This is a genomic window from Bradyrhizobium sp. USDA 336, assembly GCF_044908355.1.
Lineage (GTDB): Bacteria > Pseudomonadota > Alphaproteobacteria > Rhizobiales > Xanthobacteraceae > Bradyrhizobium > Bradyrhizobium yuanmingense.
Genome location: NZ_JBIYDC010000002.1, coordinates 5,467,124 through 5,481,850, shown reverse-complemented (window position 1 = coordinate 5,481,850; position 14,727 = coordinate 5,467,124). Strand labels below are relative to the sequence as shown.

The 14,727-nt window shown below is 65.3% G+C and carries 10 protein-coding genes and 1 pseudogene; 5 read left to right on the top strand and 6 right to left on the bottom strand.

The window, feature by feature from the left end; genetic code table 11:
* The first annotated feature begins 151 nt into the window (after positions 1-151).
* Positions 152-1,891 (top strand): L-arabinonate dehydratase, encoded by a 1,740-nt coding sequence (araD, locus tag ABIA45_RS26690; protein ID WP_404654390.1) that lies wholly within the window; start codon positions 152-154, stop codon positions 1,889-1,891.
* Between the two features lie 126 nt (positions 1,892-2,017).
* Positions 2,018-2,737 (top strand): ribonuclease activity regulator RraA, encoded by a 720-nt coding sequence (locus tag ABIA45_RS26685; RefSeq protein ID WP_404654389.1) that lies wholly within the window; start codon positions 2,018-2,020, stop codon positions 2,735-2,737.
* A 97-nt stretch (positions 2,738-2,834) separates the two neighbouring features.
* Here the strand turns inward: ABIA45_RS26685 and ABIA45_RS26680 are convergent, their stop codons facing one another.
* Complete coding sequence (locus ABIA45_RS26680) at positions 2,835-4,934, bottom strand: S9 family peptidase (protein WP_404654387.1); 2,100 nt, start codon at positions 4,932-4,934, stop codon at positions 2,835-2,837.
* A gap of 305 nt (positions 4,935-5,239) precedes the next feature.
* On the opposite strand from ABIA45_RS26680, the gene ABIA45_RS26675 reads away from it, so the two are divergent.
* Both ABIA45_RS26675 and ABIA45_RS26670 read left to right on the top strand, forming a co-directional pair.
* Positions 5,240-6,676, top strand: a complete 1,437-nt coding sequence (locus ABIA45_RS26675; protein WP_404655758.1) for an MBOAT family O-acyltransferase — start codon at positions 5,240-5,242, stop codon at positions 6,674-6,676.
* A complete protein-coding gene (locus ABIA45_RS26670) occupies positions 6,676-7,785 on the top strand; it encodes a hypothetical protein (protein WP_404654386.1) in 1,110 nt (369 codons plus the stop codon). The genes ABIA45_RS26675 and ABIA45_RS26670 overlap by 1 nt, the downstream gene beginning before the upstream one ends.
* 151 nt (positions 7,786-7,936) lie before the next feature.
* Here ABIA45_RS26670 and ABIA45_RS26665 read toward each other — a convergent pair whose 3' ends face one another.
* The 3 genes from ABIA45_RS26665 to ABIA45_RS26655 form a co-directional block, all read right to left on the bottom strand.
* Positions 7,937-9,124, bottom strand: a complete 1,188-nt coding sequence (locus ABIA45_RS26665) for an alanine--glyoxylate aminotransferase family protein (protein ID WP_271539804.1) — start codon at positions 9,122-9,124, stop codon at positions 7,937-7,939.
* Positions 9,125-9,230: 106 nt separating this feature from the next.
* Positions 9,231-9,956, bottom strand: coding sequence for a thermonuclease family protein (locus tag ABIA45_RS26660; RefSeq protein WP_275503353.1), 726 nt, complete (start codon positions 9,954-9,956; stop codon positions 9,231-9,233).
* A 158-nt stretch (positions 9,957-10,114) separates the two neighbouring features.
* Positions 10,115-11,845 carry a hypothetical protein gene (locus ABIA45_RS26655; protein ID WP_404654383.1) on the bottom strand — a complete coding sequence of 577 codons (1,731 nt, stop codon included), beginning with the start codon at positions 11,843-11,845 and terminating at the stop codon, positions 10,115-10,117.
* Positions 11,846-12,367: 522 nt separating this feature from the next.
* Between ABIA45_RS26655 and ABIA45_RS26650 the strand changes: the two are divergent.
* Positions 12,368-13,115, top strand: a pseudogene (locus tag ABIA45_RS26650) (caspase domain-containing protein).
* A 284-nt stretch (positions 13,116-13,399) separates the two neighbouring features.
* Here the strand turns inward: ABIA45_RS26650 and ABIA45_RS26645 are convergent.
* Positions 13,400-14,293 carry an efflux RND transporter periplasmic adaptor subunit gene (locus tag ABIA45_RS26645; protein ID WP_271539801.1) on the bottom strand — a complete coding sequence of 298 codons (894 nt, stop codon included), beginning with the start codon at positions 14,291-14,293 and terminating at the stop codon, positions 13,400-13,402.
* Positions 14,294-14,493: 200 nt separating this feature from the next.
* Positions 14,494-14,664: a hypothetical protein gene (locus tag ABIA45_RS26640; protein ID WP_404544666.1), complete on the bottom strand. Its 171-nt coding sequence runs from the start codon at positions 14,662-14,664 to the stop codon at positions 14,494-14,496.
* Positions 14,665-14,727 lie beyond the last annotated feature (63 nt).

Sequence of the window (14,727 nt, the reverse complement as noted above, 5' to 3'; positions counted from 1 at the left end):
CGGCCGGAGCTGCCGCTGTGTTGCGCTGCACTGCCGCTATGCACGCCTGAGTGCATAGCAGAGGCCCGCCTCCCGCCCGCCCAGCGCCTTGCCCGGGATGGATTGTCTGTGAGAAGAGCAGGACGAATCCTCCGGACGGACAAGGAAAGAGATGACCAACAAGAAGAAGACGCCCGGCCAGCTCCGCAGCGCGCGCTGGTTCGCGCCCGACGATCTGCGCTCGTTCGGCCATCGCTCCCGCGCCATGCAGATGGGCTACGCGCCCGAGGAGTGGAAGGACCGCCCGATCATTGCGATCCTCAACACCTGGTCTGACGCGCAGCCCTGCCACATGCACTTCAAGTCGCGCGTCGAGGACGTCAAGCGGGGCATCCTGATGGCGGGGGGCCTGCCGCTGGAGCTGCCGGCGCTGTCGCTGTCGGAATCGCTGCTCAAGCCCACCACCATGCTCTATCGCAACCTGCTGGCGATGGACGCCGAAGAGTTGCTGCGCAGCCATCCCGTCGACGGCGTGGTGCTGATGGGCGGCTGCGACAAGACCACGCCGGCGCTGCTGCTGGGAGCAACCTCGATGAACATTCCGGCGATCTATCTGCCGGCAGGCCCGATGCTGCGCGGCAATTGGAAGGGCAAGACGCTGGGTTCCGGCTCCGACGGCTGGAAATATTGGGACGAGCGCCGCGCCGGAAAGATCTCCGACAAGGACTGGCTCGACATCGAGGCCGGCATCGCCCGCAGCTACGGCACCTGCATGACCATGGGTACCGCCTCGACCATGACTGCGATTGCGGAAGCGATCGGCATGACGCTGCCCAGCGCTTCCTCGATTCCCGCCGCCGACGCCAACCATATCCGCATGGCCAGCGAATGCGGCCGCCGCATCGTCGAGATGGTGTGGGAGGATCTGACGCCGAAGGCGATCCAGACCCGCAAGGCGTTCGAGAACGCGATCGCGGTGGCGATGGCGATGGGCTGTTCCACAAACGCCATCATCCATCTGATCGCGCAGGCCCGCCGCGCCGGCCAGGACATCGGCCTTGACGATTTCGAGAAGGCGAGCCGCAAGGTGCCCGTCATCGCCAACGTCCGCCCGAGCGGCGATACCTACCTGATGGAGGACTTCTTCTACGCCGGCGGCCTGCCGGCGCTGATGGGCCAGATCAAGCCGCATCTGCATCTCGACTGCATCACGGTCACAGGCAAGACGCTGGGCGAGAACATCGAGGGGGCCGAGGTCCACAATGCCGACGTGATCCGCGGTATCGACAATCCGATCTACAAGGAAGGCGCGCTCGCCGTGCTCAAGGGCAATCTCGCGCCCGACGGCTGCGTCATCAAGCCCTCCGCCTGCGCGCCGCGCTTTCTCAAGCATACCGGCCCCGCGCTGGTGTTCGACGATTATCCCGCGATGAAGAAGGCGGTCGACGATCCCGATCTCGACGTCACCGAGGATCACATCCTGATCCTGCGCAATGCGGGCCCGCAGGGCGGGCCGGGCATGCCGGAATGGGGCATGCTGCCGATCCCGACCAAGCTCGTGAAGCAGGGCGTACGCGACATGGTGCGCATCTCGGATGCGCGCATGAGCGGCACCAGCTACGGCGCCTGCATCCTGCACGTCTCGCCGGAATCCTACATCGGCGGCCCGCTGGCACTGGTGCAGAACGGCGACCGCATCACGCTCGATGTCGCTGCGCGCACCATCAATCTCGATGTCGGCGAAACCGAGCTCGCAAAGCGCCGCGCCGCCTGGAAGCAGCCCGAGCGCCGCTTCGAGCGCGGCTATGGCTGGATGTTCACCAAACACATCAAGCAGGCCAATGACGGCTGCGATTTCGACTTCCTCGAGACCGATTTCGGCGCGCCGATCGGCGAGCCGTCGATTTACTGACCCCCTGTCATTCCGGGGCGCGTCGCTTGGCGCGAGCCCGGAATCCATAACCACAATCGGGAGTATGGATTTCCGGGCCTGCGCCGTTCCGGCGCATCCCGGAATGACGAGATGAGAGAGCACGACATGACCAACCTTTCCGAAGCCACCCGCACAAAACTCAAATCCGTCTCCACCGCCACCGTCGCCACCGCTCTGTTCAAGCGCGGTCTGCGCATCCAGATGATCCAGGATGTCCGCCCCTTGAGCCCGGACCAGCCGACCATGGTCGGCGAGGCCTTCACGCTGCGCTACATGCCGGCGCGCGAGGACCTCAACACCATCGACGTGTTCAGGGACCGCTCCCATCCGCAGCGCAAAGCGGTCGAGGATTGCCCGCCGGGCGCGGTGCTGGTGATGGACAGCCGCAAGGATGCGCGCGCGGCCTCGGCCGGCGCGATCCTGGTGACGCGCCTGATCAAGCGCGGCGTCGCCGGCGTCGTCACCGATGGCGGCTTTCGCGACTCCGCCGAGATATCAAGGCTCGGCTTTCCCGCCTTCCACCATCGTCCCTCGGCGCCGACCAATCTGACGCTGCATCAGGCGATCGAGATCAACGTGCCGATCGGCTGCGGCGATGCGCCGGTGTTTCCCGGCGACGTCATCCTCGGCGATGCCGACGGCGTCATCGTGATCCCCGCGCATTTGGCAGACGAGATCGCCAACGAGACCTTCGAGATGACCGCGTTCGAGGATTTCGTCACCGAGGAAGTCGGCAAGGGCCGCGGCATCTTCGGTCTCTATCCCGCCACCGATCCGCAGACGCTCACCGACTTCGCGGAATGGCGCAAGAAGAACGGGCGGTAGCGCTCTCGTAGCCCGGATGGAGCGGAGCGTAATCCGGGAACAGTCTTGATCTCTGCGCGAATCCCGGATTGCGCTCCGCTCCATCCGGGCTACGACGTCACGCCTCCGCCATCCCCGCCGCCCACAGCGCGAACGCGTACACGATCGCGACTTCGTCGAGCCGGTCGAAGCGGCCCGAGGCGCCGCCGTGGCCGGCGCCCATGTTGGTGCGGAGCAGGACCGGGCCACCCCCACGCATGGTGGCGCGTAGGCGCGCGATCCATTTGGCGGGCTCCCAGTAAGTGACCCGGGGATCAGTAAGTCCGCCCATCGCCAGGATCGCCGGATAGTCCTTCGCCGCGACGTTGTCGTAAGGCGAGTAGGAGAGGATGGTGCGGAAATCCTTCTCGCTCTCGATCGGGTTGCCCCATTCCGGCCATTCCGGCGGCGTCAGCGGCAGCGTGTCGTCGAGCATGGTGTTGAGCACGTCGACGAACGGCACCTCCGCGACGATGCCGGCGAACAATTCGCCGGCGCGGTTGGCGACCGCGCCCATCAGCATGCCGCCGGCCGAGCCGCCATGACCGATGATGCGCTTGGCGCTGGTGTATTTCGCGTGGATCAGTGCCCGCGCGCTGGCGGCGAAATCGTCGAACGAGTTGGTCTTCTTCTCGCGCTTGCCGTCGAGATACCAGCCCCAGCCCTTGTCGGCGCCGCCGCGGATATGGGCGATGGCATAAACGAAGCCGCGATCGACCAGCGACAGGCGGTTGGCGCTGAACGAAGCCGGCATCGCCATGCCGTAGGAGCCGTAGCCGTAGAGCAACAGCGGCGCCGCGCCGTCGAGCTTCAACCCGCGGCGATAGAGGATCGAGACCGGCACCTCGGCGCCGTCATACGATTTCGCCATGATGCGGGTCGTGACGTAGTCGGCCGGGTCATGGCCTGACGGAATCTCCTGCCGCTTGCGCAAGACGCGCGTGCGCTTGACCATGTCGTAATCATAGACTTCCGACGGCGTCGTCATCGACGAATAGGAAAAGCGCAGATTGGTCGTCTCGAACTCGTAGGAGCCCATCGTGTCGAGCGAGTAAGCCGCCTCGTCGAAGGCGATGGCATGCTCCTCGTTTGAGACGAGATCGCGGATCACGACCGACGGCAGCGCATTGGCGCGCTCGAGCCGCACCAGATGGCCAGCATAGAGATCGAGGTCGATGATGTAGATGCCGGGCCGATACGGGATCAAATCGCGCCAGTTCTTGCGCTCGGGCGCGTGAAGCGGCGCGGTGACGATCTTGAAGTCGATGGCGTCGTCGGCATTGGTAAGGATGAACAGTTCGTCGCCGCGATCGGCGAGCGAATATTGCACGCCCTCCTCGCGCGCCGCGACGAGGCGCGGCGGCACCTCGGGATTGGCGAGATCGATCAACCGCTGCTCGCTAGTCTCGTGATCGCCGCCGGCGATGACGCAGAAGCGGCCGCTGGTGCTTTCATGCAGGTGGGTGAACCAGCCGGCATCCTGCTCCTCATAGACCAGCGTGTCGTCGGCCTGCTTGGTGCCGAGCTTGTGCCGCCACACCTGCATCGGCCGATGATTGTCGTCGAGCTTCACATAGAAGAAGGACTTGGCATCCGCGGCCCAGACCACGCCGCCGTCGGTCTCCTCGACGAGATCGTCGAGATCCTTGCCCGTCGCCCAGTCGCGCACGCGGATGGAAAAATATTCGGAGCCCTTGGTGTCGGCGCTCCAGGCCTGCAGCTTGTGATCGTACGAGTGCCGGCTGCCGCCGAACTTGAAGTATTTGTGGTCCTTGGCGAGCGCGTCGCCATCGAGCACGATATGGCCGTCGCCGCCATCGCGCGGCATGCGCCCGAACAACTCGTGCTGCCCGCCCTCGCGAAACCTGCGGAAATAGGCGAACGGGCCGTCGGGCGAGGGCACGCTGGAATCGTCCTCCTTGATCCGCCCGCGCATCTCGCGCACCAGCGTCTTCTGAAGGGACGCGGTATGGCCGAGCAGGCTGTCGGTGTAGGCGTTCTCCTCGTCGAGGTATTTGCGGATATCAGGATCGAGCACTATGGGATCGCGCAGCACCTCCTGCCAGTTCGCGTCCTTCAGCCAGGCATAATCGTCAGTCACGGTGATGCCGTGCCGCGTGAAGGAATGCAGCCGGCGCGGGGCGACGGGGGGCTTCGAAGGCGTCTTGGCTTGGGTCACTCGGTCCTCATTCGTCAGCACATCGTCTTGTCTTAACCTCGCCCCGCTTGCGGGGAGAGGTCGCCGCGAAGCGGCGGGTGAGGGGGTACAGGTCCCTCGACCATCTCGCCTGCGGAGACAGGCCCCTCACCCCAACCCTCTCCCCGTGAGAACGGGGAGAGGGAGAAGAAGGGCCGCCGCTTGTTCGCGCGTTCCCTTATATCGTTCCGATTCCGCGGATTGCCAGCGCGACCGCCCATGCTGCCGGGTTGTTGATCGGCCCCTTGTGTGCTTTGAGGGGCAATATCCCGCCGCCGGTCCAGCCGATGCTGTTCAATTCCTATGCGTTCATCCTGCTGTTCCTGCCGGTCGTGCTCGCCGGCTATTTCCGGCTCGGCCGGCGCAGCAATCTGGCTCCGGTGGTCTGGCTGGCGCTGGCTTCGATCACCTTCTACGCAATCGGCAGCTGGCAGTTCGTCGCCCTGCTGCTGCTCTCGATCGCCTTCAACTACGGCGTCGGCCATCTTCTCATCGTGGCGGAGCTCACGCAGCCGCAACGGAAGGCCGCACTCGCGCTCGGCCTCGCCGGCGATCTCCTCATGCTCGGCATCTTCAAATATGCCGGCTTCGTCGCCGAGAACGTCAACGCGCTGCTCGGCACGCATGTCGCGCTCCACATCCTGCTGCCGGTCGGCATCTCCTTCTACACCTTCACCCAGATCGCGTTCCTGGTCGACGCTTATCGCGGTCAGGTCGCGGCCTATGCGCTGCCGCATTACGCGCTGTTCGTGACTTACTTCCCGCATCTGATCGCGGGGCCCATCCTCCATCACAAGGACATGATCCCGCAATTCGAGCACGAGGAGAGCAAGCGCCCGGACGGGCATCTCATGTTGTGCGGAATCATCATCTTCGCGATCGGCCTGTTCAAGAAGACCTGCCTTGCCGACGGCATCCAGCCGCTGGTCGCGCTCGCTTTCGAGGCGCGCTCGCCGAGCTTCGACCAGGCCTGGCTTGGCGCGCTCGCCTACACCTTCCAGCTCTATTTCGACTTCTCCGGCTATTCCGACATGGCGATCGGCATCTCGCTGATGTTCGGCATCTTCCTGCCCGTCAATTTCAATTCGCCCTACAAGGCCACCAGCATCGTCGAGTTCTGGCGGCGCTGGCACGTGACGCTGTCGCAATTCCTGCGCGACTATCTCTACATCCCGCTCGGCGGCAACCGCCACGGCCGCGTGCTGCGCTACGTCAATCTGCTGATCACGATGCTGCTCGGTGGGCTCTGGCACGGCGCGGCCTGGACTTTTGTCATTTGGGGCGCGCTGCATGGCGTGTATCTCTGCATCAATCATGCCTTCAATGCCTTGGTGCCGAACGGTCCGCCGCTGATTGCACGCCCAGCTCGCATCGCCGGCGCCGTGCTGACCTTCCTCGCCGTCGTCATCGCCTGGGTGTTCTTCCGCGCCGCGAGTGTGGAATGGGCGTTGCGCGTCCTTCACGCGATGGCTGATCCCGCCAACATCGTGCTCGGCCGCGAGGAGATCGCAGCCCTGGTGCAGGTCACAATCTATGCGGCGCTGGTGTGGCTGGCGCCGAACACGCAAGCGCTGATCGGATACGACCACGGCAACCGCGAGGTCGGCGAGGCCTTGCGGGCAGGGCGCACGCGGCCGTTGGTGCTCTATGCGGCCTCGCTGCTGCTCGCCTTCGGCGTCCTGGGCATCCAGAGCCACAGCGAATTCATCTACTTCCGATTCTGATGCAGTGCGCCTTCACCCATCTCAGGCGTCTTCTGCTGGCGAGCGCGGCCTGCGTGCTTGGCGCCGCAGCGCTCACCTTCATCGTCGATCCCCTGCAGCTGTTCCGCCCCTCGCGGCTGGTCCCGGCCTTCTACTCGGAGGACACGCGCGTGCAGAATGCCGGGCTGATCAGCAGCCAGCCGTTCGACACCGCCTTCATGGGCACCTCGCTTGCGATCCATTTCCGCCAGAGCGACATCGATCGCGCGCTTCGTGTCCGCTCGCTCAAGCTGGCCATGACCGGCTCCAACTCGCGTCAGCAGGCCTTCGTGCTGGAGCAGGCGATCGACCGCGGCGCAAGGCGCGTGATCTGGGAAATGGACGATTTCATCTTCATCGATGCCGCGGACATCGAGACCGACCCCTATTTGTCCGTCGATCTTTATCGCCGAACCGCCAAGGGCATCGCCTCCTATCTGTTCAGCGCGGCGATGACGAAGGAATCGGTGTTCGCGCTGCTGCGGTCCGTCCCGCTGCTGCGGGAGCCGCTGACGCGTGCGTCGTCTTATCTGCCGGTCAAGTTCGCGCTGGCGGACATCGACGACATCTACGCCCTGCCGCGTGATTTCGACGTCGCGCGCGACTACAACGCGAAGAAGACGCTCGCCGCCTTTGCCTATATCACCAGCCCCGTACGCAGCCGCTTCCTCGGCGAGGGCTACGTCTACGAAGCCATGGTCCGGCATTTCGAGCACGACGCCGTCGGCCTGATCGCGCGCCACCCCGACGTGACCTTCGACATCTACCTCCCGCCCTATTCGATCCTGCAATTCGTCGCGATGCGCGACGCCTCGCCCGACACGCTGAAGATCGTCACCGCTCTCACGGCGCACATTGCGCAGCGTCTGACGCAACTGCCCAACGTCCGCCTGCACGATTTTCGCGCGATCAAGGTCGTCACGCACGATCTCGACAACTACAGCGACGTCATCCACCATTCCCCGGTGGTGGACGCGAAGGTGTTGAAGTGGCTTGCGAGCGGGGAGCACCGCGTCGACCCGAAAGCGCCGCTCGCGTCGCTGAACGAGCTGAAGGCGCAGGTGGAAGCGTATCGCGCTCCGAGGCCGTAGGGACGTCGCGCAGGACGATTCGAGAATCCCGTGTCCCGGACGCGGTGCGGCGCGAAGTGCCGCTCCGCAGAGCCGGGACCCATCGGAGCCACTGGGCCCCGGCTCAGCAGCGCATCACTCCGTGCTGCGCTGCGTCCGGGGCGCGGCTTTCCTACGCCGCCACCTCGTCCCCGAGATACGACACCGCCGCCTCCAGCCCGCCCTTGCCGTGCGGGATCTTCAGCGCGTTCAGGCCGACCTCGATCACCCCGAGCGTGCCGAGCAGCATCGGCGCATTGACATGGCCCATATGGGCGATGCGGAAGGCCTGTCCGGAGAGATCGCCGATGCCGGTGCCGAGCACGACACCGCACTTGTCCTTGCAATAGCGTTGCAGCACCGCCGGATCGTGGCCGTTGCTCATCGTCACCGTGGTCACGGTGTTGGAGCGCTCGCTGGCTTCGGCCACGTTGAAGCCGAGCACCTGGCCTTCCGACCAGACCGAGACCGCGCGGCGGGCGGCTTCGCCGAGCAGGCTGTGGCGGCGGAAGGCGTTCTCCAGGCCTTCCTCGTGCAGCATGTCGATCGCCTTGCGCAACGCGAACAGCAGATGCACCGGCGCGGTGCCGGCATATTTGCGATAATTCTCGGTGCCCTCGCGCTCGCTCCAGCTCCAATAGGGCGTCGACATGTTGGCCTTCTTGTGCACCTCGAGCGCGCGCGCATTGGCGGCGACGAAGCCGAGGCCGGGCGGCGTCATCAGGCCCTTCTGCGAGCCGGACATCGCAACGTCGATACCCCATTTGTCCATCTCGAACGGCATGCAGCCGAGCGAGGCGACGGTATCGACCATGTAGAGCGCCGGATGGCCGCTGGCCTTGATCGCCTTGCCGATCGCCTCGATGTCGTTCTGCACGCCGGAGGCCGTGTCGACCTGGACCACGACGACGGCCTTGATGCTGTGCTCCTTGTCGCGGCGCAGGCGTTCCTCGACCTCGTGCGGCCGCACCGCGCGGCGCCAGTCGCCCTTGAGCACCTCGACCTCGGCGCCCATCAGCGCCGCCGCGTTGCCCCAGCCGATCGCAAAGCGTCCGCTCTCCAGCACCAGCACCTTGTCGCCGCGCGACAGCACGTTGCTCAGCGCCGCTTCCCAGGCGCCGTGACCGTTGGCGATGTAGATGTAGGACTTGCCCTTGGTCGCGAACAGCTTGGAGATGTCGCTGAGCAAGCTCTCGGTGAGATCCAGCATCTCCTTGGCGTAGATGTCGATCGCCGGACGGTGCATTGCCCGCAGCACCTCGTCGGGCATCGTGGTGGGCCCGGGGATGGCCAGAAACTCCCGGCCCGCGCGAACGGTCATTGCTGTCGGTCCTTATTGCCAGAGAACAGGATGGTGGGTCGCTGAATCATAGTTCTACGCGGCGTCGCGTCTCGAGAAAAGCGCGCAAAACGCAGGTCTGGGGCTCTTATCTCTTGGTCTCCCGGCAACCGGCCGCTTCGGCCTCTTCGACCGAGCAGAACCAGCGGGTGCCCTTGCTGATCTTCATCTTGATCTGGGTGTACCAGCGGCTGGTCGGCTGGTGGTAGATGCACTCGCCCGCGCTGTTCACGTTGCCCTTGATGGTGCAGTCCGGCGACGGCGCGACCGGCCCCGAGGCCGAAGCGAGCAGCACCGCGTGCGCGCCGTCCGGCGGCTTGGTCGCGCCGAGGATCGCGGTCTTCTTGTTGCGCTCGCGCCAGTCCCACGGCGCGATGAAGGCACCCTGCCACATGCCGGCTTTTGCCTCGCGCGCGGCCTTTTCATCCGCCTCATAGTCGCGCGACATGCGGGTGTAGGCCAGCGCCCAGCCGTTGCGCACCAGCCATTTCTGGATGTCCTCGCCGCCAACCTCGCAGCGCGCCACGGTGCGGCCGCGTCGGTCGACCGATCTCGGGTGGCAGATCCAAGTCTTGCCCTCGGCGTATCTGGCGAGCTCATCGCGGGCCGCGACGCCGCAAGTCCAGCGCTCGGTCTTGGTGTTGAGGCAGAGCTGGTCGATTGCAGGCGCGTCGATGCCGCCGAGCCGGATCCGCGTGGTGCCGATCACCACGGCATCGCCAGCGCGGACCTTTGCCGTGCCGGTGATCTCGGCGGCATCCGCCAGCGAAGGGATGGCGAACAAAGACAGCGCAATCAGGACCTTTCGCAACATTCCCCGTCCAGTTGTGATGAAAATCTCGATAGACGGCGCAATTGTGGTCGGCTTTTGGCCGCGCGGCCAGCGCATGCCGAACAGATAGGCTTTCAACTTCCTGTCATTGGGCGGGCGAGTTGCGAATGGTGAGTGGCGAATAGGGCGAGTGCCATTCGCTATTCGCCATTCACCATTCGCCTTCGGGCCACCGCCAGCCCCATCAGCACGAACGCCGAGGTCACCTCGGGCCCACCGACCAGGATCCGCGTCGGCGTCTTCATCTTGTTCCATTCATAGGCGCGGAACGGGCCGCGGCGGCCGCCTTCGCCGAGCCCGGCGACGATCACGTTCAGCGCCGGTGCGAAGGCGCGCGGGTCGGCGCCGAGATGGCCGAGCGCGATCAGCGCCAGCGCGGCGTCGAACACGTTCATCTCGGCCGCCATCAGCTCGCCCTTGACGTAGGACAGCACGCGGTGGCGGATGAAATCGAAATCGCCGGCGGGATCGATCGCGGCCTGCGCCGCCAGCGGCAGCGCCAGGAAGGCGGCATAGCAGCGGCCGAAGTAGGCGCTGTAGAGCTCCGGCAGATAATAGATGTGCGAGCGCGGATTGGCGAAGGCGCCGCTGGCCGCGAGGCGCTTCTGGAATCCGATGATGCGATGGACGGTGGCGAGCCGCGACGGCGTCTCCAAAACCTTCCAGCGCTCAAGGTTGCGGAAGCTGACCTCGAGAATATCGAGATTGAGCGTCGGATCGAGATCGTTGCCGTAAGGGCGCTCGCCCTTAAGATTGTCGATCCAGGTCGCAACCCCGCCCTCATAGTCGATATTGTCGTTGAGCGGCACGGTCACGCGCGGTTCGTTGACGCCGGCGCGCACCTGATAGCCCGCATAGAAGTCCAGGAGCGGCTGGTCGATGATGGCGTCGGTACAGCCGGCCTGCGTCGCCGCGGAGATCGAGCAGGCCGTGGTGTCGCAATCCGGCACGTAGATGCCGAAACCGAGGTCCTGCTTGATCTGCGCGAAGTAACGGGAGAAGCGCGGATGCGGCGCCGGCGCCAGTGCGGTGACGACGTTGAAGCGCGCGCCGCCCAAGCCCTCGACCTCCTCGCGACTGATGTTGACGCAGAAATCGACCATGTCGGCGATCGCGCGCTCCGCCGCGACCTTGTCGGCCGGGGAGGCGAGCCCGGTCTCGACGAAGCCGAGCAGGGCCTCGATGAAGAACGCGTCGTAATAGGCCGAGCGGTGGCGGATCTGCACCGGCTCCCACATCGGCTCGGCAATGCCTTTCCAGGGCGGATTGACCACGGCGCGCGCGGGCGAGCGCGCGATGAAGACGCGGGCGAGGTTGAACAGCAGCGAGGAATTCTTGTAGCCGCGCGCGTTGAGGCCCGTGAGCGCCATGATCAGCTCGCGGCCGCGGACATCAGGATCGCCGATCAGGTTGAAGGCGGCGTAGGTCGGCAGGAAGCCGTTGCGGCGGTACGAGCCGAGCAGATGCTGCGCGCAATCGCGGATCACGCCGTCGATCTCAGCGCTCTGCGGCATGGTGGCGGTGAACGGCACCGGCGGCGGCCTGGGATGGTCGAGCGCGATGCTGTCGACGAGATCGGCGATCGGTTGCCCGACCGCCGCCCAGTCGGGCTCGGCCTGGTCGCGGGCCTGGGTGAGGGCCGCGCGCAGCCGCGTCAGCGCCCCCTCGTCGCGCAGTTCGGGCAGGCCGGCGCGGCGGAGCAGGATCCGCAGCGCGGGATTGCCGAGGGCGGTCCTGTAGAACTTGGCCAGATGCGGATCACCGCTGGCCGCATCGGACAATACGGGATCGCAGACGTCGTAAAGCGAGGGGCCGTCCTTCCGCGCCGTCAGCGCCCGGCAGGCGGCGCCGGCAAAATAATGAAAGCTCATGAAATACCTGGTCGCGGGGGCCTTGGTCGGGGACATCAGGCACGCTGGCATCTGCGCGCCACCCCCTGCAAGTCGTTGAAAAGGCTACTCGGATTCGCAGGAAATACAAATGTGACGAACGTCACGGAAAAGCCGGCGCGAGGGCTGCATGGTCGATCCCCGGAATGCTACCGGGAAGCCATCAAAGCAGGACTTGAGCTAGGAGAATTAGCTAACACATTCAGCTACTTAGTTCAAATTTTGGGCAATCTATTGCCCCAGGGCCTATATCCGGTTAAGGGTTTGTTTGGTGCGGCGCCGCAAATTGCGCGCAATTCGGGGGCACTTCCCCGGCCAATCCCTCAAACCTAAAGACGCTATCGCGCTACTCAAACAGTGTGCGCGCGCTTGGATGGTCTTTGGCACAGGAAACGAAGCGAGATGAATGTAAAGCAGCTCGACCTTTCCAGACGTACGATCGCCCTCGCCGCGGCCCTCATCGGCACGGTGTCGCTGGTGATCGGCGCCCATGCTGCTCTCAACATGCGTGCGATCGATGCCGCCAAGGCGGTCTCGACCGACCAGATCACCGGTTCGATCGGCCAGACCTCGCGCCTCGCGCTCGTCATCGGCAATGGACATTATCCCGACGCCAGCGCGCCGCTGGCGCAGTCGATCAACGACGCCCGTGCGTTGTCCTCGTCGCTGCGCAAGAACGGCTTCGACGTCGACATGGTGGAAGATGCGACCCGCGACGACATGGTCCGGGCCGTCAACCGCCTGAAGTCCCGGATCACCCGCGACAGCGTCGTCATGCTGTTCTTCGGCGGCTACGGCGTGCAGGCCGGCCGCGAGAGCTACATGCTGCCGGTCGATGCCGTGATCTGGAAGGAAAACGACGTCCGCCGCCATGGCGTCTCCATCGACGGCGTGCTCGACATGATGAAGGAGCAGGGTGCCAAGGCCAAGCTGGTCGTGGTCGATGCCTCCCGCCCGCAATCCTTACGAGCGCCGCTTCCGCTCCTACAGCCACGGTCTCGCGCCGATCAGCGCGTCCGACAATGCGCTCATCCTCACCTCCGCCTCGCCCGGCAAGGTCGTCGACGACGGCAAGGGCGAGCACAGCGTGCTGGTCAGCGAGTTCCTCAACAACCTCAGCAAGCCCGGCAGCGCCGAGAGCGTCTTCAACAAGACCCGTCTCGCCATCTCCCGCGCCAGCGAAGGCGACCAGGTCCCGACCGTATCGTCGTCGCTGCTCGAAGACGTCCGTTTCGGCGAAGCCGGCGGTTAGTTCTTCTTACCCTCCGCGCGTAAGCGCGAGCGGGGTGGGGTGATCTCTCAACACGAACAGCAATTGTAGGGTGGGCAAAGGCGCAACACGCCGTGCCCACCATCTCTCCATGATTTCGTAGAAGACGTGGGCACGCTTCGCTTTGCCCACCTACGGCATGCGTGCCCGGGGCACCGCTGCCTCTCCATCGTCATTGCGAGGAGCGAAGCGACGAAGCAATCCAGAATCTTTCCGCGGAGAGATTCTGGATTGCTTCGCTTCGCTCGCAATGACGGTCGTGGCCGCTACTTCGCCGCTTCCGCGCTCGCCATCACGGGACGCACCGGATCGCCTTCGCGCAGCAATGCGCCGGCGCGGGCGACGACGACATCGCCCTCGTTGAGGCCGTCGCGGACCTCGATGTTGCCGCCGGACATCAAGCCGACCTCGACACGCTTGGTCTCGACCCGGTTGCGGCGGATCACCTGCACCACGGTGCCGGCGGACGAATATTGCACGGCGGTCAGCGGCACCGCCACGTTGCAGCTCTGCCCGGTCTTGATCAGCGCGCGCCCGCTCCCATTCAACAGCAGCCGCTTCTGCGAGGAGATGCCGATATAGACCATGCCCTGCTGGATGTTCGGCTCGACGGTCGGGCCGATGCGACGTACCTTGCCGCTGATGTCGCCGCCACCTGGGATCCGCACGGTGGCCTGCTGATTGACCGCGAGCTTGCGCACATCGGTGGTGGCGACGAGGCCGACGAGGTCGTACTCGCTGCGCGCCACGATCGTGAACAGCGCCTCGCCCTTGGCCGAGGCGAAGTTGCCGATCTGCGCGGTCGAGGTCGCGATCACCCCCGCCACGGGCGCGGTGACCTGAAGCGTGCCGCCTTCGGGCAGCGCCAGCCGGGCCAGCACCTGGCCCGCGGTGGTGGTGTCGCCGGCTTCCGCCAGCACGTCCGTGACCTTCAGGCCGGGCCGCTCGGGCCGCACCGACGTTTCCTCGCGCGCGATGATCGTGCCGGTGGCTTCGACGACGTCGGAGAAGCAGGATTTCGCGACCTTGAGCACCGTGACCGCCGGCCCCTTCGGCGCGTCGTCATCGGCGGCGCCGGCCGGATGGGGGCTGAGGACGAGCAGGCCGGCGACGGCTGCGGGGCACAGGTTTCGAACGACGGCGCGGGGCAAATGACGCATCGGAAATTCCAATTGGGTAAATTCCACTTGGGCTACGCCTCCAATCGATAGCAGATGGCCGCCGCCTGCACTACGGCCGCGTCGTCCCGAAACAGGACGCTGCGCCGCCGCAGGCATCGCGGCAAGTCCTTGATGACAAGTCTTTGATGAGTCGCGGGATTGGAGAACAGGTTCGCTCCGAAGAGCTCGCGCGGGGGCCGTCAGCGGCGCCGCTCACCCAGCAGCTTGCCGCTGGTCCGCTCGATCAGATGTAACCGCGTGCAGGCCGGACACGACACCGACACGTGCGTGCGGTCGCTCGGCTCGTCGGTAAGCCGATGCTGCACGTTCAGGCCCGTCTGAGGGCATTTGAAGACAATCTGCCGGTCCATGACCGAGATATGACGCCAAGCTGGCGCCTCGCAAATTACGGATGATTACGTAGGTCGGCGACG

Bases quoted from the DNA above. Each gene is read 5' to 3' on its own strand.
- ABIA45_RS26660 (WP_275503353.1), bottom strand. From the start codon at position 9,956: ATGTTGCGAAAGGTCCTGATTGCGCTGTCTTTGTTCGCCATCCCTTCG.
- ABIA45_RS26670 (WP_404654386.1), top strand. From the start codon at position 6,676: ATGCAGTGCGCCTTCACCCATCTCAGGCGTCTTCTGCTGGCGAGCGCG.
- ABIA45_RS26640 (WP_404544666.1), bottom strand. From the start codon at position 14,664: ATGGACCGGCAGATTGTCTTCAAATGCCCTCAGACGGGCCTGAACGTG.
- ABIA45_RS26675 (WP_404655758.1), top strand. From the start codon at position 5,240: ATGCTGTTCAATTCCTATGCGTTCATCCTGCTGTTCCTGCCGGTCGTG.
- ABIA45_RS26645 (WP_271539801.1), bottom strand. From the start codon at position 14,293: ATGCGTCATTTGCCCCGCGCCGTCGTTCGAAACCTGTGCCCCGCAGCC.
- araD (WP_404654390.1), top strand. From the start codon at position 152: ATGACCAACAAGAAGAAGACGCCCGGCCAGCTCCGCAGCGCGCGCTGG.
- ABIA45_RS26665 (WP_271539804.1), bottom strand. From the start codon at position 9,124: ATGACCGTTCGCGCGGGCCGGGAGTTTCTGGCCATCCCCGGGCCCACC.
- ABIA45_RS26655 (WP_404654383.1), bottom strand. From the start codon at position 11,845: ATGAGCTTTCATTATTTTGCCGGCGCCGCCTGCCGGGCGCTGACGGCG.
- ABIA45_RS26685 (WP_404654389.1), top strand. From the start codon at position 2,018: ATGACCAACCTTTCCGAAGCCACCCGCACAAAACTCAAATCCGTCTCC.